Raw genomic sequence first — 21042 nt, forward strand, 5'->3', positions numbered from 1 at the left:
ACGGTGGTGCCGCCGTTTTGGCAAACGTGGTGGTTTAGAAGCCTGGTGGGGCTGGGCGTATTGGCCCTTGTGCTGGGATTCTTCACCGTCCGGATCAGAACCATCAACGCCCAAAGGCAGCAGCTTCAGATGTTGGTCAATGAAAGAACACGGGATTTAGAGATTGCCAAAGAACGGGCCTTGGAAGCCCAACGGGCGGCTGAGGTAGCCAGCCAGGCCAAGAGTCAATTTCTGGCGAATATGAGCCATGAACTACGCACCCCGCTCAACGGTATTTTGGGTTACGCCCAAATTATCAAGCAAGACCCAAACCTGAACCGGCGGCAAAAAGAAGGTTTGAATATCATTCAACAAAGCGGCCAACATCTGTTGACCCTGATCAACGATATTTTAGACTTGGCCAAAATTGAAGCGGGTAAAATAGAACTTCAGCCCACCAACTTTCAATTCACAAACTTTCTGGAAGGCGTGGCCGGCATTGTGCGGATGCGGGCGGAGGAAAAAGATATTTTGTTTGTTTACCAGGCCCAGCCCCCCCTGCCCAACGTGGTTAAAGCCGATGAAAAACAACTGCGCCAGGTTCTGCTCAATTTGCTCGGTAATGCCGTAAAATTTACCGATTCCGGCCAGGTTACTTTCCGCGTGCAGGCCCTTGAGCGGGCCACAGCCGCCAAAGACCAGGAGGCCCAGGCCAGGATTCGTTTTGACATTACCGATACCGGCATTGGCATAGCGCCGAAACAACTGGAAAATATCTTCCAGCCTTTTGAACAGGTCAGCGACATGCAGCATCGCGCTGAGGGAACCGGCCTGGGGTTGGCCATCAGCCAGAGGATAATTGGCGCCATGGGCGGCCAGATACAGGTTGAAAGCAAAATAGGCCAGGGCAGCACCTTTTGGTTTGAGCTAAACCTGATTTTCCGGTCGAGGGAAGCTCCCCTCACCGAAGAAGCGGCCATGCTCCGCGGCGAACTGGTTGCGCCCCCGCAAGAGGAACTGGCGAGCCTATTAAAACTGGCCTTAACAGGCGATCTGGTGGGCCTAGAAAAGCTTGCCGTCCGGCTTGCCGAACGCGAAACAAGCTGGGGACCATTTGCGCAGCGGTTACAACAACTGGCCGCCGATATGGAAGATGAACAGATCATCACCTTCATCAAACAATACATGCCAAAGGACACGTAAATATGGCGTTGAATCACGCAGACCATACCATCCTGATCATTGACGACGACGCGCCCACTTTAAAGGCGCTGGTAAGCTATCTGCAAGGGGCGGGCTTTAAACCCCTGGCCGCCCGTTCCGGGGAAAGGGGGCTGGATGTGGCCCGGCGTAGCCAACCTGATCTTATCCTGCTTGATGTGATGATGCCGGGCCTGGATGGCTTTGAAACCTGCCGCCGCTTAAAAGCAGAGCCAACACTCAAGGATATCCCCATTATTTTTTTGACCGCCCTATCTAACACCGCCGACAAGATTAGGGGGTTTGAGGCAGGGGCGGTAGATTACATCACCAAACCCATCCAAAACCAGGAAGTTTTAGCCAGAATTAGCGCCCACCTGCGGCTGCGCCAATTGACCCGGCGCCTGGAGCAAAAAGTGCAAGAGCAAACCCAAGAGCTGACCATAGCGTTTAAAGAAGCCAGGCAGCTTAACCGGCAGTTACAACAGACCAATGATGAATTGGCCTGCGAGGTTGCCGAACGCAAACAAATCGAGGAGGCGCTGAAAGAATCTCAGCAGATGTTACAACTCATTTTAGACCACTTCCCGGCTCGCGTTTTCTGGAAAGACAAAGCGCTTAACTTTCTGGGCTGTAACCAGCTTGGGGCCGAAGCTCAAGGTCTGAGTTCGCCGGACGAAATTATTGGCAAAAACGACTTTGATTTTTTCCCGCCGGAAGAAGCCGAACGGTATCGGGCCGACGATCGCCAGGTGATTGAGTCGGGTCAAGCCAAGCTAAATTTTGAAGAGCCGCAAACCCGGCCCGACGGCTCCACAGGATGGCTGCGCACCAGTAAGGTTCAGTTGCGCAATGCCGACGGCGCGGTAATTGGCGTGCTGGGCACCTGCGAAGATATTACCGATTACAAGCAAACCCAGGAAGAACTAAAACAGTATCGGGAGCGGTTGGAGGAACTGGTTAAAGAGCGAACGCGCGAATTGGAAAAAGCGCAGGCGGAATTGGTTCGCCAGGCCCGGCTGGCCGCATTGGGCAAGTTAACCACTGTTGTTAGCCATGAAATTCGCAACCCCTTGAGCACTATCCGCGCTTCAGCCTTTGCCCTTGATCGTAAAATGCGCGATAAAGGTTTTGGCGTTGAACTTGCCCTGGATCGTATTCAACGCAACGTTACCCGCTGCGATAATATTATCGCCGAACTGCTTGATTACACCCGTAGCCCGGAGCTAAACCTACAAACCGTTTGTTTTGATGCTTGGCTAAAGCAAGTGCTCGCCGAACAAATCATTCCCGCAGACATCACCCTTGCGGTTGACCTGGCCGCCAACGTGGACGTGTTACTTGACCTGGAACGTTTCCGGCGGGTGATTGTCAACCTGGTTGACAATGCCTGCCAGGCCATGCCCGCAGAATCAAGCCCGGAGCGACCAGAGGCAATTGTGCGGATTCAATCGGCGGTAGAAGACAAAAAAATTAAACTATCAATTATAGATAACGGCGCCGGTATCCCGCCGGAGGTGAGGCCGCGTATCTTTGAGCCGCTCTACAGCACCAAAGGTTTTGGCGTGGGCTTGGGGCTGCCCATTGTCAACGATATTGTCAAACAGCACGAAGGCGAAATTGAGGTGAATAGTGAAGTTGGCCGGGGCACTCAAATGATTGTGTGGCTGCCTTTGCTTGCATCCTCGCGTTTGTGCCCGGCAGAGGATGAAAAAAATGAAGCATAGCCAATATTTTAAACATTTACCCATACTTTTTAGTTTATTGGTCGTTAGCCTGCTGCTGCCGGCCTGTGGCGGCGCAACACCAGGTCAAACCTTCACCATTGGTGTGGTTAATATCCTGCCGGCTTTAGACGACACAGTGGAAGGTTTCAAGGAAGGTATGCTTGAGTTAGGCTACATTGAAGGTGAAAATGTCACCTATATTGGTGAGGAAAACATCACAATGGATGAGCTTAATGCGGTGTTGCCAGAAATGGTGGCAGCAGATGTCAATTTGATTCTGTCCACCACCACCGCTGCTACCCAGGCGGTACAGCAAGCCACAGCCAATACTAATATACCCGTGGTCTTTACGTCCCTGGTTGATCCCGTGGGGGCCGGCCTGGTGGATAGTCTCAGGCAGCCCGGCGGGAATATCACCGGCATCACCTTTGGCGCTCAAGAGGGGCGACGTTTGGAATGGTTAATACGCATAGCGCCCGGCATTGAACAAATCTATGTGCCTTATAATCCCGATGATCCGGCGCCTGTATCGGCGCTGAAAACAGTACGTATAGCCGCCGCCCAACTTGGCGTTGATCTCATCACGCCCGAGGTCCGCAACCCTGAGGAAGTTTCGGCTGCCATTGAAAATATCCCCCCGGAAGCCGATGCCATTTTTCTCCTTCCCGACACTCTGGTTGGTACTCACACGTTTGATCTTATGCAGGCGGCGATTGAGCTTCAATTGCCTACTTCGGGCGCCAGCATTGATGCTGCGCAGGATAATAACACCTTGACGGTTTTTGGCGCCAAGCAAAGTGTTTCTGGAAAGCAAGCAGCCCGCCTGGCCGACCAAATCTTGCGGGGCATCAAACCGGCCGATTTGCCGGTAGAAACGGCCGAGTTTCACTTGATGATTAATTTAAGAGTAGCCAAAGCTATCGGCCTGAATATACCGGACGAAATCTTGCTTCAGGCAGACACCATCATTCGCTAAAATTATAAAAACTCTATCCCGGACAAGCTGGAATCAAAAGGGTTTTTTATCACAAAGCGCACCATGAACATAAAAGGCCCAAAGTTAGGCTGGTTTAAAATCAGGGGGCAGGGTTGCCTGGAAAAGGAGATGGAATGCGCCGCAGTATTCGGACACGTTTGACCGTAGCCTTCACCGGTTTGGCCATTGGTCCTTTGTTGCTGGTGGGGGTTATTTTGGCCTGGCAAAGTTTCATCACCCAAAAGCAGCTGGCGCTTAACTTGCAGCGCGAGGTGTCGTGGCGGGTGGCCACCGAGGTAACAGCCTTCTTTGATGAGTTGGAAAACGAATTACGCCTGGTGAGCAAAGCGCAAATGTGGCCGGGGTTAAATCAGAACGGGCAACACAACCTCTTAACTTTGCTTATGTCGCAAGATGTTTATGAAGAACTGGTCTTGCTTGATAGGCAGGGACAAGAGCAAATTCATCTTTCTCGCCTGGGCCTTTCTTCTACCACTCCGGGCCATTACTCTCAAGCCAACGAGTTTATCATTCCCCAAACCACGAACGAGGTTTACTACAGTCCTGTCCGCTTTGATGAAGTTACCGGCGAGCCATTGATGACCATTGCCGTGCCCTTGCTTAACGTGCGCACCGGCCTGGTAGAGGGGGTTCTTGTTGCCAAGGTTCGGATCAAAAAAATCTGGGATTTAATTGCGGAGATACGCGTTGATCCGGGCCAAAGCGTCTACATTGTGGATGCCCAGGACAAAGTTGTGGCTCACCGTAACCCTTCGGTGGTGTTGCGCGGCACCACCTTTGCCGCGCCTGCCCAGGATGGCATTCAACCTGGTTTTACCGGCTCAAGCGCCGTTCTGGCGGTGGTTCCGACTCGTTTTGGTGAGCAGGAATTCAACATTGTTGCCGAACAAACGGTGCTTGACGCTTTGGCCCTGGCCATCAATACTGTTTTTATCACCATTATTCTGATTATGGCAGTGTTTTTGATATCCGGCATCCTGGGCTTTCTGATTGTGCGCCAAATCATCCGGCCTATTCAGGCTATGGCCGCTACAGTCGAGGCTATCAGCGCCGGTGATTTGTCGCAGCAAGTGGAGATCACCCGGCCGGACGAGTTGGGCATTTTAGCCGGTGCTTTTAATAATATGACCGGGAAATTGCGACGCCTCATCAATGACCTGGAACAGCAAATCGTTGAGCGCAAGCAGGCGGAACAAGCCTTACGGGAGAGCGAAGAAAGACTTCGGCAAATCGCCTCATCACTGCGGGAAATCGTCTGGTTGCGCGATGCCCAAACCCGTCAGGTGCTCTACGTGAATCCCGCCTTTGAGGAATTAACCGGGCGAACCTGCGAGGACTTTTATGAGAATCCGGACATTATGAGAGATGCCATTCACCCTGACGATAGGGAGGGTGTGCTCAAGGCGATTGAGCAACGATCCGGGAGTGTACCCTTTGACACAGAACACCGCATCATCCACCTGGATGGCAGCGTGCGTTGGGTATCGAGCCGAAGTTTTCCGGTTCGAAACGAGGCAGGTGAAGTATACCGGTGGGCATCAATTATGGAAGATATCACCGAACGCAAGCAGGCAGAGGAGGCTTTACGGGAGAGCGAGGATAGATTTCGTATATTCGCCGATGAGGTTTCCTTTGAAGGGATTATTATTCATGATAGGGGCGAAATTTTGGACGTGAACAGGCAGTTTTCGCAGATGCATGGCTATGAACACTCTGAGCTTATAGGGATGACGGATTCCCTTGTAAAAACCATAGCGCCAGAATATCATGAATTTGTGCTAAAACATATTCAAGAAGGACACGAAAAACCTTATGAAGCGGTAGCCCTTAAAAAAGATGGCTCTACGTTTCCCATAGAAATCCGGGCCAAAACCATTCCTTTCCATGGGAAAGTGGTCAGGGCAACCGCGATCCGCGACATCACCGAGCGGGTGCGGGCCGAGGAAGAGATTCGCACACTTAACGCCGAACTCGAACAGCGGGTCGCCAGGCGAACCCGGCAAATTGAAACCGTGGCCGAAATCAGCCAACAGTTAACCAGCATCCTGGACCTGCCCACGCTGCTGCGCCAGGTGGTCGCTATGACCAAAGAAACGTTTGGCTATTACCACGTGCACATCTATTTACTGCCCGCAGAAGGCAAAACATTGATCATGGCCGAAGGTTACGGAGCAGCCGGCGCCAAAATGAAACAGCAGGGGCATCAAATTCCCCTGGATGCGCCAACCAGTCTGGTGGCTGGGGCCGCCCGACGGCGTGAAATTGTGCTGGTTAACGATGTGCGCCAGGCCCCGGATTGGCTGCCCAACCCTTTGCTGCCCGACACCCATTCTGAGATGGCTGTGCCTATTATCGCGGAAGAGAAAGTCATCGGGGTGCTAGATGTGCAATCCAACCAGGTGGCCGGTCTGGATGAAGCGGATAAAGATTTGCTGCGCTCCCTGGCCAACCAGATTGCGGTGGCGCTGACCAATGCCCAACTCTATCAAACAGAACAGGCCCTGCGGCAGGCAGAAGCAGAAAGGGCGGAGGAATTGGCCAGGTTAAATGCGGACTTACAAGCGACTCAAGCCGAATTACTCCGCCAGGAACGTTTGGCTACGCTGGGGAAATTGACGGCCACTGTCAGCCATGAAATTCGCAATCCCCTGGCCACCATTCGCGCTTCGGCCTTTAGCCTTGATCGACAAACCCGCGACAGAGGACTTGGCGTTGAACGCGCCCTGGACCGCATCGAGCGTAATGTCAGCCGTTGTGACAATATTATTACTGAACTGCTTGATTATACCCGGCTGGGCGAACTGGATTCGCGGCTTGTCTTTTTTGATGATTGGCTCAATCAGATGCTTGCCGAACAAATCATTCCCGCGGACATTACGCTTTCGGTTAACCTGGCCGCCGGTGTGGAGGTGTGGCTTGACCCGGAACGCTTTCGGCGGGTTATTGTTAACCTGGTTGATAATGCCTGTCAGGCCCTTCAGGAAGAGTCGAAACCAAATCAATTGGAAAAAATAGTGCGTGTCCAAACGGAGGTGGTGGCCGAACAGATCAAATTATCCATAATAGATACCGGTCCCGGCATCCCGCCAGAAATGATGCCGCACATTTTTGAGCCGCTGTACAGCACCAAGGGTTTTGGCGTGGGTTTGGGGCTGCCGGTGGTTCAGGGCATTGTTAAACAACACGGGGGCAAGATTGAGCTCAATAGTGAAATGGGGAGAGGAACACAGGTGGTGATATGGCTGCCATTACCTTAGTGAATTTTAGGAGATATTGAGCATGAAACGCAAAAGTAAAATCTTGTTACTCCCCTTATTAACCGGGCTTATGCTTTGGTTGCCCCTGGCTGCTCCCATGCCGCTTTACGCTCAAGGCGGCGATACGCCGCCAGAACCTACCAGCGTAAAAAACTTCCGCTTCGAGTATCTCACCCCGGAGGAGGGATTGCCATCGCTCACTGTGCGGAGCATTGTGCAAGATCAACAAGGCTTTATGTGGTTTGCCACCAGCAATGGGCTTTCTCGCTATAATGGCTATACCTTCACAACCTTTCGTAACGACCCGAACGATCCGCACAGCATCAGTACAGAAAGTTTTGGCCGGCTCTATGTAGACCGCCAGGGCGTGTTATGGGTGGGGACCTGGAACGGCGGCTTGAATGTTTTTGACCGAACCACCGAACAGTTTACCCGCTATTTGCACAACCCTGATGATCCCTCCAGCTTGAGCCACAATCGAGTTAATGTTATTTTGGAAGATAAAAGCGGGCGCCTCTGGCTTGGAACCGAGGGCGGCTTAAATAGGTTTGATCCAGCCAGCGAACAATTCTTTCACTATCAACACGATCCTAATGACCCTCACAGTTTGAGTTCTGATATAGTGAAAACGATGGTCGAAGATGCCTCTGGACAGCTCTGGCTGGGCACGTTTGGAGGTGGGGTGAACAAGTTTGACCCGGCCAGCGGGCAATTCACCCCCTATCAAAATGACCCGCAGAATCCCAACAGCCTGATTTATGATAACGTCGAGGCTATAGCTGTCGAAGCTACCGGCAGCCTTTGGATTGGCACAAAGGCTGGACTGGACTACTTTGATCCGGCGACCGGACAATTTACCCATTATCACCACAACCCGGCCGATCCGCAGAGTTTGAGCAGTGATGATATCTCCGAGCTATATTTAGACGCTTCCGGAGAGATGTGGATCGGCACCGCAGGGGGTGGGTTGAACATCTTTGACCCGCAAACAAAAACGTTTAGGCAGGTCCCCTACAATTCCAACGCCCCGTATGGCTTTCATGGGGATTGGGTCTCGACCATTTACGCCGACCGGTCCGGCGCTCTCTGGATTGCCACCTTGAGTGACGGGGTCAACCGGCTGGACCGGGCTGCGGCCAAGTTTGAGTTGTATCAACATAACCCTGATGATCCCACTAGCCTAAGCCCGGGCGCCATCTGGTCAATTCTTCGGGATCATTCGGGCACATTGTGGGTTGCTTCTGTAGGCGGCGGGCTGAATAAGTTCGATCCGGTCACGGGCTACTTTGAGCATTATCGCCACGACCCGGCAGACCTCCATAGTTTGAGCAACGATTCGGTCTTCGCAATGACTGAGGATGCTACAGGCGACCTCTGGATTGGCACCATGAAAGGCCTCAATCGGTATGACCAAACGAGCGGAAAATTCACACAGTATATCCATGATCCCGCCAATCCCGCCAGCCTGAGCGAGAATTGGGTTGCCGGGCTGTATGCCGACCGGAGCGGGCGTCTGTGGGTGGGCACCATTGGCAAAGGACTGGACCGATACGATCCGGCCACAGATAGTTTTCGCCATTATCAAGCCGACCCTGAAAACCCCCACAGCATCTCTGACAACAACGTTCTGGCCTTTGCCGAAGACCCGGCGGGCCAGTTGTGGATCGGGACCATTTCGGGAGGCTTGAACAAGTTTGATCCTGAGACGGAAACATTTACCCATTATCTTCACGACCCCGACGACCTCAATAGCTTGATTGATGATAATGTATCACATATTTATCTAGATTCAGCCGGGGTGCTGTGGCTGGCCACCCCCAAAGGACTGGAGAAGTTCGACCCTCAAACAGAAATCTTTACCCACTACACCGAACAGCAGGGCCTGGCGAGCAAAGCGCTCGCCAGTGTTGTTGGCGATGCGCAAGGGAATCTGTGGGTGGGCATGCAGGGCAGCGGCCTTGCCCGCTTTGACCCGCGCAGTGAAACATTCAAGAATTATGACAAGAGTGATGGCTTGCAAAGTAATGATTTTATTCCGCGTGCGGCCTACCGAGACGCTGACGGCAAACTCTACTTTGGCGGGATGAATGGGCTGAACGCTTTCTACCCCGATCAACTGCGCGATAACCCCTACGTTCCGCCGGTAGTGTTGACCGGTTTCCAGATATTCAACCACCCGGTGCCGATTGGGGAAGAAGACTCGCCCCTGCAACAGGTTGTCAATGAGACTGACGAAATCACGCTATCATATCAGCAATCCGTCTTCTCCTTTGAATTTGCCGCCTTGAATTATCGCGCGCCCAAGAAAAACCAGTATGCCTACAAACTGGAAGGTTTTGATCAGGATTGGAATTATGTGGATAGCACCCGGCGCTTTGCGACATACACCAGCCTGAACCCCGGCGCGTATACTTTCCGGGTCAAAGCCTCCAATAATGATGGGGTTTGGAATGAGGAAGGCAAGGCCATTAAAATCACCATTACCCCGCCCTGGTGGCAAACGTGGTGGTTTTATACCATCAGCGTCCTGGCCGGGTTTGGCCTCGTTCTATTCATCTATCGGTTACAGTTAAGGGCAAGAACCAATCAGCTAAAGGCTGAAAAGGCCGTCGCCTTGAACACCGTCAATGTTATCAGCCAGCAATTGACCGGGATTTTGCAGTTAAACGACCTGTTGCGCCAGATTGTCACCTTAACCAAAGAGACATTTAATTATTACCACGTCCACATCTACTTGCTCAACGAAGGCCAGGATGCGCTGGTTTTGGCCGAGGGTTACGGCCGGGCAGGCGAAGCAATGAAACGCCAGGGACATCACATCCCGTTGGCTGCATCTACCAGTTTGGTAGCCCGGGCCGTACGCGAGGGACAGATTGTTATTTCAGAAAATGTACAAGAGGACCCCACCTGGTTGTCCAATCCCCTCTTGCCCCAAACCCTTTCTGAAATGGCCGTACCTATTGTCAAGGAGAAACGGGTGGTGGGGGTGCTGGATGTGCAATCGGACAAGTTAAGCGGATTGAGCGAGGAAGACGCCAATTTGCTGCGTTCCCTGGCCAACCAAATAGCTGTGGCGCTAACCAATGCCCAACTCTATCAGATAGAACATGAACTTCGACAAGCAGAAGCAGAAAGGGCGCAAGAACTGGCTAAATTAAACGCAGACTTAAAAGCCGCGCAAGCCGAACTACTCCGCCAGGAACGGTTGGCTACCCTGGGTAAATTGACCGCCACCGTCAGCCACGAAATTCGCAACCCTCTGGCTACCATTCGTGCTTCAGCCTTTGCCCTTGATCGAAAAACACGTGACAAAGGACTTGGCGTTGAACAAGCCCTGGATCGTATCGAGCGCAACATCACCCGTTGTGACAATATTATTATTGAACTTCTTGATTATACCCGGATAGGTGAACTGGATTTACAACAGGTTTGTTTTGATGATTGGCTGAACCAATTTCTGGACGAACAAGAATTCCCGGCGGGTATTACGCTTGTCCGCGAGTTGAACGCCGGCACAAAAATATGGTTAGATCCTCAACGTTTCCGGCGCGTGATTATCAATCTCTTTGACAATGCCTGCCAAGCAATGCTAGAATATACCAAACAAAAAAACAACAAAACGCCGCTGATTTTGGGTATCCAAGCAGCCGTGGTCGGTCAACGTTTAAAAATATCAATCTCAGATAGTGGCCCCGGCATTGCGCCGGAGATAATCCCTCATATTTTTGAACCCCTTTACAGCACCAAGGGGTTTGGGGTGGGGTTAGGCTTGCCGGTGGTAAAAGAAATCATGAAGCAGCATCACGGTGAAATTGAGATTATCAGTCACGTTGGCCAGGGCACCCAAATAATTTTATGGCTTCCCTTGGCGCCTTAGCAGTTGCATCCTTGCTTTTTGGACAAGAAACACACCCAAATACTTTACTTGAACAGACAAGAGATCAAGATTAAATGAAACCATTAAGAATTTTTATTGTTGACGACAACCAGGATTTTGCCGAAAGCCTGGCCGATATTCTGGCAGAAGAAGGGTATCAAGTTGACCTGGCTTTTGACGGCGAAACCGCCATCGAAAAATTTCGTCGGCAAAACTACGACCTTACCTTTATGGATGTCAGGCTCCCCGGCATGAATGGCCTGGAGAGCTTTTTTGAAATTCGCCGGATCAATCCCCAAGCCAAAGTGGTGATGATGACCGGCTACAGTGTGGAACAACTCTTAAGCCAGGCTATTAAAAACGGCGCGATGGGCGTGTTGCATAAACCACTTGAGATCTCCAAATTGTTGGCTTTACTGGAAAAAGTAAAGCCAAACGGCATCATTCTTCTGGCCGACGACGATCAAGATTTTATTGACAGCCTGGAAGAATTTTTAGCAGCATCCGGCTATCTGGTGGTGGTGGCTCACACCGGCCAGGAAGCGGTAGATAGAATATTGGCCAATAATATTGACCTTTTGATTCTTGACCTAAAGCTGCCCGTTCTGAGCGGTTTGGAAGTCTACCTGACCCTAAAGAAACATAATCGCGTTTTACCCACCATCATTATTACCGGTTATGCCGTTGAAGAAGCCGCCAATATTGATAAACTAAAAACAATGTCGGTTTCCGGTTGTTTTATCAAACCCTTTGATCCCAAAGATTTATTACAAGCTATCAGAAGTATTACAGATGAAAAAAACTAAATCTTCCCCCCTTGGTCTTGTTGAACAGAAACTTGGCCTGCCTGGGCAGCGCCGCGTGCTGATTGTAGACGACGATATTGATTTTGCCGACTCATTGCACGATCTTTTGGAAGCAGAAGACTATCTGACTAAAATTGCCAATAATAGCAATGATGCGTTGTTAGAAGCTAAAGCCTTTGTTCCTGATGTGGCCTTGCTCGATATTAGGCTGGGCCAGGCCAGCGGGCTTGATCTGTTAACCATACTCAAACAAAAATATCCCCCCCTGCTGTGCATTATCATGACGGCCTACGCCAACGTTGAAAACGCCGTAAGAGCCTTACAATATGGGGCTTATGATTATTTGCGCAAACCCATATTTCCCGAGGAATTAACCGCCACCCTGAACCGTTGTTTTGAGAAGATTGAGTTAGAACAAAAAAACCAACAAGCGTTTGTGGCTTTGCAAGCCAGCGAAGAACGTTACCGCTCAATTTTTGAAAATGCCCTGGAGGGAATTTTCCGTTACAAACCCGGAGAGGGGTTTATTGACGCCAACCCGGCGTTGGTGCAAATGTTGGGCTATGGCTCTAAAGCAGAAGTGCTTGCCCTGAACCTGGAAAAAGAGGTTTATGTGCATGCGGATCAATTTCAATCTGTCCTTGACCAGATCCAGGCCAGAAAGATGATAAAAAGTTTCGAATTAGTCTGGCAAAAGAAAAATGGCAAACACATTACCATTAATCTCAATGGCCGGGTTATCCAAAATGCGCAAGGAGAAGTTTTGTTTTGCGAAGGCATGGTCCAGGATATTAGCGAGCGAAAACAGGCCGAAGAAGAAATTTACCGCCGCAACCGCGAACTGGACCTGCTCAACCGGGTTATTGCCGCTACCGCCACCAGTTCTGATACGGCCACTATTCTGGACACGGTTTGCCGGGAATTGGCTTTGGCCTTTGATGTTCCTCAAGCTACGGCCATCTTGTTAAACCAGGACCATTCTGTGGTGACTATTGTGGCCGGTTATCAAGCCAAAGATCAACCCATCGCCTTATTGAACAAAAGTATTCCTATTAAAAACCCGTCTCTTGTTCAAGATTTTTTAACCGGCAAAACTCCCCTGGTGGTGGAGGACGTTAAAAATGATCCCCGGCTGGCTTCATTCCGTGATCTATTTCAGCAATATCATACGGCCTCCTTGCTGGTTCTGCCTCTTATTGTGGACCAAGAAATGGTTGGCAGCCTGAATATCAACACCCTAAAACCACGCTCCTTTTCCCATGAAGAAATCAGCCTGGCCCGGCGGGTGGCCGAGCAAGTGACCGGGGCGCTGCTGCGGGTGCGGTTGGATGAACAGGGCCGGCAGTTAGAAGATCAACTCCGCCAGTCGCAAAAAATGGAGGCCATTGGCCGGTTGGCCGGGGGCCTGGCCCACGACTTTAACAATTTGCTCACCGTGATTACCGGCTATAGTGAGTTGCTCCTGAATCGCCATCTGGATAAAAATGACCCCCAATACAGAGATGTTGAACAAATTCACAAGGCCGGTGAACGGGCCTCAACCTTGATCCGCCAACTGCTGGCCTTCAGTCGCCAGCAGGTGATTCAGCCGGTGGTGCTGGACCTCAATGTGGTCATCACCGATTTAAACAAAATGCTCCGGCGGCTGGTGAGTGAAGATATTGAGTTGATCACCCATCTCGACCCGTCATCAGGTCGCGTCAAAGCAGACGCCGGGCAAGTGGAGCAGATTATCATGAATCTGGTGGTCAACGCCGCCGACGCGATGCCCCAGGGGGGAAAATTAACCATAGAAACAAGCCAGTTGAAAGTGGATAAAGAGTACGCCGGCCGGCATATTGGCCTGAAACCGGGCATGTACATTATGCTGACCATTAGCGACACGGGCATTGGGATGGATGAAGAAACGCGCTCTCATATTTTTGAGCCTTTTTTTACCACCAAAGAAAAAGATAAAGGCACGGGTCTGGGTTTAGCCACTGTCTATGGCATTGTCCAACAAAACCAGGGCTACATTTCCGTGACCAGTCGAGTGGGACAGGGGACCACGTTTCAAATTTATCTGCCCCGCCTGCGCCAGGCTGCCGAGGTTACTGATTCGGATCAAGCCCTGGCCCAATCTCAAAAAGGGACAGAAACCATTTTGCTGGTTGAAGACGACGACATGGTGCGGGAGTTGGCGCGTCAGGCCCTGCGGCAAGATGGCTACCAGATCTTGGAAGCTCGTAATGGCCGGGAAGCGCTCAAAGTTTGTGAACAGGCCAACCAGACTATTCATCTGCTCCTGACGGATGTGGTTATGCCCGGCGGTTTGAACGGGCACGACGTGGCCCAACACTTGCGTGCTATCCACCCGGAGATCAAAGTGCTCTATATGTCGGGGTATGTGGATGAGGCGATTGCCCAATACGGCATTTTAGATGCAGGCGCAACTTTTTTGCAAAAACCTTTTTCCCCGGTGGCCCTATCGCTTAAAGTGCGCGAGGTGCTGGACGCTTAGGAATGACATACCGCAATAGGCAATTTTGGCTGAGGAGTTATTGGGGCTGTAATAGTAAGCGAATTTGCGTTCGCAAAACATTGCCGTTAACGGGCTTGGGCAAAAAGCTCTCGGCGCCGGCGGCCACACCGCGGTCCATTTGTTCCTGATTCCAAAAAGCTGTGGTCAGAATTACAGGGATCTGCCGCCAACGCGCATTGCTTTTGAGGCGCGTGCACACTTCAAAGCCATCCATGTGGGGCATCATCACATCTAGCAAAACAAGGTCCACTTGATTCTGCTCAAGATACTTTAGGGCCTGCCAGCCGCTGTTCACCGAAACAAGGTGATACCCTTCAGCCGCCAGGTATCCTTCAAAAATGTCTCGGGCTATGGCCTCGTCGTCTACAATCAGGATCACGTATTTGGAGGGATCTAGACTCTCGGTTGGCATTTTTACCTCTTTTCCTGATTATACCCCCTTATTCTTCTCCCCGTCAATACCGCTATAGTAACGGTTGTGTTTCCATTTTTAGGCCATTGGGTAGACATCCTGTCTCTATCGTCAAAAATTTTGGTCAGAAGGAAAAACACGCCCAATGGACAAAAATACTGTTCAGGGTTATGATGCCTGAAATCTATTTTAGGAGCCTTTCTCATGCCGTCCCCTCACCAACTGGGCCTGTTTCACCGGGGCTTTGATAAATTTTACCCGGCCATTCGCTTTACCTACGAAAGAATTTTGGGCCATCTCTGGTTTTCAGAAGTTACGCCCCAACTATGGTTGGGCGGCGCGCCCACTTATCCTCGTGATTATGCCGTTATTTTGGCTCAAAAAATTACCGCCGTGGTCAACATTCGCGCCGAGCGGGAGGATGAAACCACTTTTTATGACCGGCACGGCATCACCTACGTGCAATACCGGGTGCCGGATGTTACCGTGCCCGATGAAATGACCATTACCCGGGCCGTTGATTGGATCAAAACCCAGGTTAACGATGGCCGCGTGGTGCTGGTCCATTGCGCCAAAGGGCGGGGCCGCTCGGCCACGCTGGTGGCGGCCTACCTGATGCGGGAAGAGGGTTTGAGCTTTGCCGCGGCCAAAGCCCTGATGCGGTTAAAACGGCCCCTCACCAAATTGGAATCCAAACACCGCCGGGTGCTGGAGGCCTGGCTGGCTAAACAGATAATATAGTTTGGGGGTGATACGGCCTACAGAATGGAGATCAGGGCGACCGACCGGTCGCCCTGATGAAATATTGGCTTTATTCTGCCAGAATCTTTTCGATGGCCTGTAGCTCTTCAGGGGCAAACTCAAGATTTTTCAGCGCGGCCACGCTGTCTTCAATTTGACTGGCCCGGCTGGCCCCCACCAGGGCCGAGGTCATTTGCGGCCGGCGCAGCACCCAGGCAACGGCCAGTTGAGCCATGGTTTGGCCGCGAGCCTGGGCAATTTCATTGAGCTTTTGCACTTTGGCTATTCTACTTTCGGTCACTCTATCTCCCCAGTTGAAGTTGCCGTCTAATTTTTCGGCGCGTGAATCGTCGGGGATACCGCCCAGGTATTTGTCGGTTAAAATGCCCTGGTCTAACGGCGAAAAACAGATGCAGCCAATGCCTTCTTCGGCCAGCACTTCAAGCAGGCCGTCCTCAATCCAGCGGTCAAACATATTGTAGCGAGGTTGGTGAATGAGGCAGGGCGTGCCCAATTGCCGCAGTATTTTGGCCGCCTCCCGGGTTTGAGCGGGATTGTAAGTGGAGATGCCCGCGTACAGCGCCCGGCCACTGCGCACAATATAATCAAGCGCGCCCATGGTTTCTGCCAGGGGGGTATTGGGATCGGGGCGATGGCTGTAGAAGATGTCAAAATAATCCAGGCCGGTGCGTTTCAGGCTTTGATCGCAACTGGCGATTAGATACTTGCGCGATCCCCATTCGCCGTAGGGGCCGGGCCACATGTAATAACCGGCTTTGTTGGAGATGATGAGTTCGTCCCGGTAAGGGACAAAATCGTCTTTAAAAATCTGGCCAAAGGTTTTTTCGGCGGAGCCGGGCGGGGGGCCGTAGTTGTTGGCCAGGTCAAAATGGGTAATGCCCAAATCAAAAGCCCGGCGCAGCATGGCCCGGCAGTTTTCCAACGGGTCCACCCCGCCAAAGTTGTACCACAGACCCAATGAAACAGCCGGCAGCAGCAGCCCACTCTGGCCGCAGCGATTGTAGCGCATTGAGTCGTAACGATTGTTTGCCGCTAAATACAGCATTGTATCCTCCTGTTGGCTAAAATTATCGGTTAATTTTGATGAAGGACCAACGACCAATGACCCAAGTTGGTCGTTCGTCATTCGTCCTTCGTCAGGTTAAAAATGGCCCGGTCATTTATAATCCTGCCCGGCCGGGATGTCAAATTCCAGGGGAGTAGGCTGTTCAACCTGGCGTTTGGCCAGTCGCCCGGCCAGGTAAGCGAGCAGCCCGGCCAGGCTGAGCAGGACAATATTGAGCGCAAAGGGCAAGTTGCGATTGGCCTCCGACATTTGCCCGGCAATCCAACCAAAGGGAGTGGTGAACACAATCACGGTTACGTACAACAGGGCCATAATCCTGGCCCGTTCCGAGGGGTCTACCGTCACAATAAGCAGCTTGTCTAACAGCGTGCTGGCCAGGGGGATACTGCACCCCTCTAAAACGGTGGCCACCAGCAGCAGCCAATAATGTTGCACGGGGATGTTGATCAAGAGAAGCTGGCTGAGGGCCAGGCCCGTAAAACCAACGATCATCGGCCGGTGCACGTCCAGCCCGCGCAGCCGGGGCATGATCAGAAAGAAAAACATCAACATGGTTACGGATTTGGCAAAGGGGTATAGAGCCAGGTATTGGGGCGCGATCTGCAATTTTTCCGTCACCAAAATGGCCCAGAAGGTGTTATTGATCAGCATGCCAATGCCCAAAATGATCATCAGCCCGGCCGTAAACAGGGTGGCCGGGGCGCGCCAGATTTGTTTGATCACGGCCGGATACTCGCGCAGCACGGCAAACACGGGCCGGCCCCGGGTGGCTTGCATGCGCGCCTGGCCTTGTTGGGTTTCGGTGACCAGAGCGTTCATGATGACAAACTTGGCCGTCATCATCACAAAAGCCAGCAGGTACAGGCCGCGCATGGTGGGGATCAGGCTAAATTGCTCAATGAGCAGCCCGGTAAAGGGGGAGACAAAGGCGGCCATCAGCCCGGCTATGTAAACCCAGGAATAAACGTCAACCAGCAGCCGGGGATCGGTATCCTCTACCATCAGGCACTGCCACGAGTTTGACGTGATCCGCCAAACGCTGTTGATGATGGCGGCCACCAAAAAATAGGTAAAGTTTTGGGCCACGGCCCAGATGAGGCAAGGCACGCTCCAGCCAATCAGGTCAAACACAAGGGTGGTGCGTTTGCGGCCCAGTTTATCCGTGATCGGGCCGCCCATCATGGCCCAAAATATCTGGCAGAATAGGCCAATGCTGGCAATCAGGCCAATCTGGCTGTCGGCCAGGCCAAAGGCCAGCATATACACCGAGGCGTACGGCGCGTACAGGTTGTAGGGAATCCCCCACAACGGTTCGGTGTAAACGCAGCCGCGCACGTTGCCGCGTAAGTTTTTTAAGGTGACAATCAGGGAGTGGTCGGTTAAGGCCAATGGTTTGGTGGTCAAGGTGGGGTTCCTTTTTCTATTGGATTATTGTTCTAAGTGGTCAAATCCTACGGCTTCATTCACCACGTACATGGGCCGGCCCTTGACCTCGTCGTAAATGCGGCCCAAATACTCGCCGATGATGCCCAAAGAGATCAACTGCACGCCGCCCAAAAACAGCACCATGATCAGGGTGGTGGCCTGGCCAAAAAAGGCCTGGTTGCCCGACAGCCGGGCAATGGCGACCACAATCACGCCCGCCGCGCTCAACCCGGCAATGGTAAACCCCAGGTAGGTGGCCAGTTGCAGGGGCAGGTAGCTAAAGCCGGTAATGGCGTTTAGGGCAAAGGTGAGCATTTTGCGCAAGGGGTATTTGGTTTCCCCGGCAAAACGCTCTTGGCGCACGTAGTGCACCCCGATTTGTTTAAAGCCCACCCAACTGGTCATGCCCCGCACAAAACGATGCCGTTCTTTCATCTGTTTCATGGCCTCAACCACTTTGCGGTCCATCAGCCGGAAATCGCCGGTATCCAGGGGAATGTCCACGTCTGTGATGCGGTAGATGAGGCGATAGAACAACTTGGCCGTAACCAGCTTGAACCAGCTTTCGCCCTTGCGGGCGCTGCGCACGGCGTAAACTACCTGGTAGCCTTCCTGCCACTTTTTGACCATTTCCAAGATCAGTTCCGGCGGGTCTTGCAGGTCGGCGTCAATCAAAATCACGGCCTCTCCCTGGGCGTAATCCATGCCCGCGGTCACGGCAATTTGGTGGCCAAAGTTGCGGGCAAAATCCAGGTAATGCACCCGGTTATCGGCGGCGTGCAGTTGGCGCATTAATTCGCCGGTGCGGTCGGCGCTGCCGTCGTTAACCAGTACCAGTTCCCAGGTTTCGCCGGTTTGGTCCATTACCTCTTTCAGCCGCCGGTAGAGTTCGGGCAAACTTTGTTCCTCGTTATAACAGGGTACTACCACAGAGTAACGAACATTGGCCATAGTTTATCGGTCTCCCTAATAATTGTGCATAACGCTTAGCTGGTGTCGAACGACGAAGGACCAATACTGAGATTAGTTTGAAACCGTTACCTTCAGTAACAAGGGTGGATAGGTCATTTCGACGCCGCTACGCTTACGGGAGAAATCTCCTCGAAACCGTACCTTTAGAAGGAGATTTCTCGGCCTACGGCCTCGAAATGACATTCAGCTTGTCACTCAACAAAAGTATCGGCCTCATTCTGTTTTTAGTAAAGAAGTTGGTCATTGGTCGTTCGTCGTTGGTCATTGGTCGCTACTGCTCGTTTTTCACTGCTTGTTGGCCCTTGAGCGCTACCAGGCCCAACGTCCCCAGGGTGGCGCCCAGCGTATTAAAAATCAGGTCGTCTACATCGGTGGCCCGGCTGGGGATGGCCAACTGGCTCAATTCAATGGCCAGGCTAAAGAGAAAACCAAGCAGGGCCACCCGGCGAATGGTTGGCCACGGGTTGGAGCGGTAAAGTATCCCGGCCAGCCCAACGCCCAACGGCACAAACACCATGATATTGCCAATCACGTCAATCAGCAAAAACCAAAAGGCGTGTCGCCGGGCGCAACTGCCGGCGAGCAGGCACGCGAGCGCGCGGCCATGTTCGGCCAGGGGGATGAGGTTGACTTGATTCAGGCTGTTATCGGGGTGCAGGGTCATCCACAGCAGCCAGGCCATGCTGGCTATTGCCAACAGCCACCAGCCCCATCGCGGGGGCAAATTTGGAGGCAAGTTCATTGTGCCGTAATTATAGCTTAAAGTATTCCGATTGAGTATTTTTTACTTGGTAAAACTCTCTGTTTGTGGTATATTTGGGCTGCGTTGGCTACTGTATTTATGCGCCGGAAAGTAACTCTCCATGACCAAAGAATCTAACCATCCAACCGTTGCCCTCATCAAACGCCTGTCCCGAGCCGTTGGCGTCACCGGCTATGCCGGGCCAAATGCCATCCACCCGGTGATTGCCGCCGAAATGGCCCCCCTGGTTGATCGGGTTGAGCAGGACCGGATAGGGAGCGTTGTGGGCCTTAAAACGGGTCGGCAAAATCCGCCCAACGGACAACCACGGCGCAAAATCATGTTGGCCGCTCACCTGGACGAAATTGGGGCCATGGTTACGCAAGTGGACCGGGGCTTTTTGCGCTTTACCCAGGTGGGCAGTCTGGACGACCGGGTGTTGATGGGCCAGGCCGTGCTGGTGCATGGCCGGCGCGATTTGCCGGGCGTCATCGGCGCGGTTCCGCCGCATTTGCTGCCCGCTAACCGGCCTGCTGATACCGTTGACCACGCCGATATGCACATTGACGTGGGCCTGCCGCCGGATCAAGTAAAAAAGTTGGCGCAGGTGGGCGATCTGGTTTCTTTTGTCAATCCCCCGGTTGAACTGTTGAACAGCCTTATCAGCGGCAAAGCCATGGACAACCGTTCCTCGGTGGCGGCCATGTTGCTTTGCCTGCGAGAACTGAATAAATTGCAGCACCAATGGGACGTGTACGCCGTGGCTACGGCCGACGAAGAGTGGGGGCGTTACGTGGGCGCGACCACCCAGGCTTACGCCATCCGGCCCGACGTGGCCCTGGTGATTGACGTTACCTTTGCCGATGTGGAAGAAAATGAGATAAAGTTGAACGAAGGGCCGGTGCTGGGCCTGGGGCCAAGCAACCATCCGGTGGTGCGGCAACGCCTGCTGGAAGTTTGCCGGGAGTTGGAATTGAAATATCAAACCGAAGTAATGACCACGGGCCTGGGCACCGACGCCTACGCTGTGGAGATCAGCCGCGAGGGCGTGCCCACCATGCTGGTGGCCGTGCCCAGCCGCTATATGCATTCCCCCGTTGAGGTGGTCCAGCCCAAAGACGTTGAGCGTATCGCCCGGCTGGCGGCTCATTTTATTGCCGGCCTCGACGAAGCCTTTGCGGAGAGTTTGGCTGCATTGTGACCGCCGGCAAAATGGGATAAAGTTGAATAATCGGTAACAAAATTAAAAAGGTGTATTTCAAATGAGTCGAAAAAAGCGCCGCAGGCCGGGGGGGTTGG

General features: G+C 52.5%; 14 protein-coding genes. 9 read left to right on the forward strand and 5 right to left on the reverse strand.

Translation table 11 applies throughout. The annotated features are described in order from the left end of the window. The 7 genes from JW953_10380 to JW953_10410 all read left to right on the forward strand — a co-directional run. Nucleotides 1–1182 (forward strand): ATPase (locus JW953_10380; GenBank protein MBN1993099.1); only part of this gene is annotated, 1182 nt, incomplete at its 5' end. Between the two features lie 2 nt (nt 1183–1184). Next, on the forward strand, nt 1185–2906 hold the full coding sequence (locus JW953_10385; GenBank protein ID MBN1993100.1) for a response regulator: 1722 nt from the start codon (nt 1185–1187) through the stop codon (nt 2904–2906). After that, nucleotides 2896–3882, forward strand: a complete 987-nt coding sequence (locus JW953_10390; GenBank protein ID MBN1993101.1) for an ABC transporter substrate-binding protein — start codon at nt 2896–2898, stop codon at nt 3880–3882. The genes JW953_10385 and JW953_10390 overlap by 11 nt, the downstream gene beginning before the upstream one ends. A gap of 134 nt (nt 3883–4016) precedes the next feature. Then, the gene (locus tag JW953_10395) at nt 4017–7160 is read left to right on the forward strand and encodes a PAS domain S-box protein (protein ID MBN1993102.1); all 3144 of its coding nucleotides are present in this window, start codon (nt 4017–4019) and stop codon (nt 7158–7160) included. Nucleotides 7161–7182: 22 nt separating this feature from the next. After that, on the forward strand, nt 7183–11037 hold the full coding sequence (locus tag JW953_10400; GenBank protein ID MBN1993103.1) for a GAF domain-containing protein: 3855 nt from the start codon (nt 7183–7185) through the stop codon (nt 11035–11037). A 74-nt stretch (nt 11038–11111) separates the two neighbouring features. Further along, entirely contained in the window at nt 11112–11843 is a 732-nt protein-coding gene (locus JW953_10405) for a response regulator (protein ID MBN1993104.1), read from the forward strand. Continuing rightward, nucleotides 11830–14343 carry a response regulator gene (locus tag JW953_10410; GenBank protein MBN1993105.1) on the forward strand — a complete coding sequence of 838 codons (2514 nt, stop codon included), beginning with the start codon at nt 11830–11832 and terminating at the stop codon, nt 14341–14343. The genes JW953_10405 and JW953_10410 overlap by 14 nt, the downstream gene beginning before the upstream one ends. A 37-nt stretch (nt 14344–14380) precedes the next feature. Here JW953_10410 and JW953_10415 read toward each other — a convergent pair whose 3' ends face one another. After that, the gene (locus JW953_10415) at nt 14381–14776 is read right to left on the reverse strand and encodes a response regulator (protein MBN1993106.1); all 396 of its coding nucleotides are present in this window, start codon (nt 14774–14776) and stop codon (nt 14381–14383) included. A 204-nt stretch (nt 14777–14980) separates the two neighbouring features. Here JW953_10415 and JW953_10420 point away from each other — a divergent pair, with 204 nt between their 5' ends. Beyond that, the gene (locus JW953_10420; protein MBN1993107.1) at nt 14981–15517 is read left to right on the forward strand and encodes a dual specificity protein phosphatase family protein; all 537 of its coding nucleotides are present in this window, start codon (nt 14981–14983) and stop codon (nt 15515–15517) included. A 70-nt stretch (nt 15518–15587) separates the two neighbouring features. Here the strand turns inward: JW953_10420 and mgrA are convergent, their stop codons facing one another. The 4 genes from mgrA to JW953_10440 form a co-directional block, all read right to left on the reverse strand. Next, nucleotides 15588–16583, reverse strand: coding sequence for an L-glyceraldehyde 3-phosphate reductase (gene mgrA, locus JW953_10425; protein ID MBN1993108.1), 996 nt, complete (start codon nt 16581–16583; stop codon nt 15588–15590). A gap of 111 nt (nt 16584–16694) precedes the next feature. Continuing rightward, nucleotides 16695–18008: an MFS transporter gene (locus JW953_10430; GenBank protein ID MBN1993109.1), complete on the reverse strand. Its 1314-nt coding sequence runs from the start codon at nt 18006–18008 to the stop codon at nt 16695–16697. A 24-nt stretch (nt 18009–18032) separates the two neighbouring features. Beyond that, entirely contained in the window at nt 18033–18980 is a 948-nt protein-coding gene (locus JW953_10435) for a glycosyltransferase family 2 protein (GenBank protein ID MBN1993110.1), read from the reverse strand. A gap of 292 nt (nt 18981–19272) precedes the next feature. Continuing rightward, nucleotides 19273–19743 (reverse strand): VanZ family protein, encoded by a 471-nt coding sequence (locus JW953_10440; GenBank protein MBN1993111.1) that lies wholly within the window; start codon nt 19741–19743, stop codon nt 19273–19275. Nucleotides 19744–19864: 121 nt separating this feature from the next. Here JW953_10440 and JW953_10445 point away from each other — a divergent pair, with 121 nt between their 5' ends. Further along, the gene (locus JW953_10445; protein MBN1993112.1) at nt 19865–20944 is read left to right on the forward strand and encodes a M20/M25/M40 family metallo-hydrolase; all 1080 of its coding nucleotides are present in this window, start codon (nt 19865–19867) and stop codon (nt 20942–20944) included. Nucleotides 20945–21042: the final 98 nt, after the last annotated feature.

The sequence above is a fragment of the Anaerolineae bacterium genome, assembly GCA_016931895.1.
GTDB lineage: Bacteria > Chloroflexota > Anaerolineae > 4572-78 > J111 > JAFGNV01.

Bases quoted from the DNA above. Each gene is read 5' to 3' on its own strand.
- JW953_10440 (MBN1993111.1), bottom strand. From the start codon at position 19,743: ATGAACTTGCCTCCAAATTTGCCCCCGCGATGGGGCTGGTGGCTGTTG.
- JW953_10415 (MBN1993106.1), bottom strand. From the start codon at position 14,776: ATGCCAACCGAGAGTCTAGATCCCTCCAAATACGTGATCCTGATTGTA.
- JW953_10385 (MBN1993100.1), top strand. From the start codon at position 1,185: ATGGCGTTGAATCACGCAGACCATACCATCCTGATCATTGACGACGAC.
- JW953_10435 (MBN1993110.1), bottom strand. From the start codon at position 18,980: ATGGCCAATGTTCGTTACTCTGTGGTAGTACCCTGTTATAACGAGGAA.
- mgrA (MBN1993108.1), bottom strand. From the start codon at position 16,583: ATGCTGTATTTAGCGGCAAACAATCGTTACGACTCAATGCGCTACAAT.
- JW953_10390 (MBN1993101.1), top strand. From the start codon at position 2,896: ATGAAGCATAGCCAATATTTTAAACATTTACCCATACTTTTTAGTTTA.
- JW953_10405 (MBN1993104.1), top strand. From the start codon at position 11,112: ATGAAACCATTAAGAATTTTTATTGTTGACGACAACCAGGATTTTGCC.
- JW953_10420 (MBN1993107.1), top strand. From the start codon at position 14,981: ATGCCGTCCCCTCACCAACTGGGCCTGTTTCACCGGGGCTTTGATAAA.
- JW953_10445 (MBN1993112.1), top strand. From the start codon at position 19,865: ATGACCAAAGAATCTAACCATCCAACCGTTGCCCTCATCAAACGCCTG.
- JW953_10410 (MBN1993105.1), top strand. From the start codon at position 11,830: ATGAAAAAAACTAAATCTTCCCCCCTTGGTCTTGTTGAACAGAAACTT.
- JW953_10400 (MBN1993103.1), top strand. From the start codon at position 7,183: ATGAAACGCAAAAGTAAAATCTTGTTACTCCCCTTATTAACCGGGCTT.
- JW953_10395 (MBN1993102.1), top strand. From the start codon at position 4,017: ATGCGCCGCAGTATTCGGACACGTTTGACCGTAGCCTTCACCGGTTTG.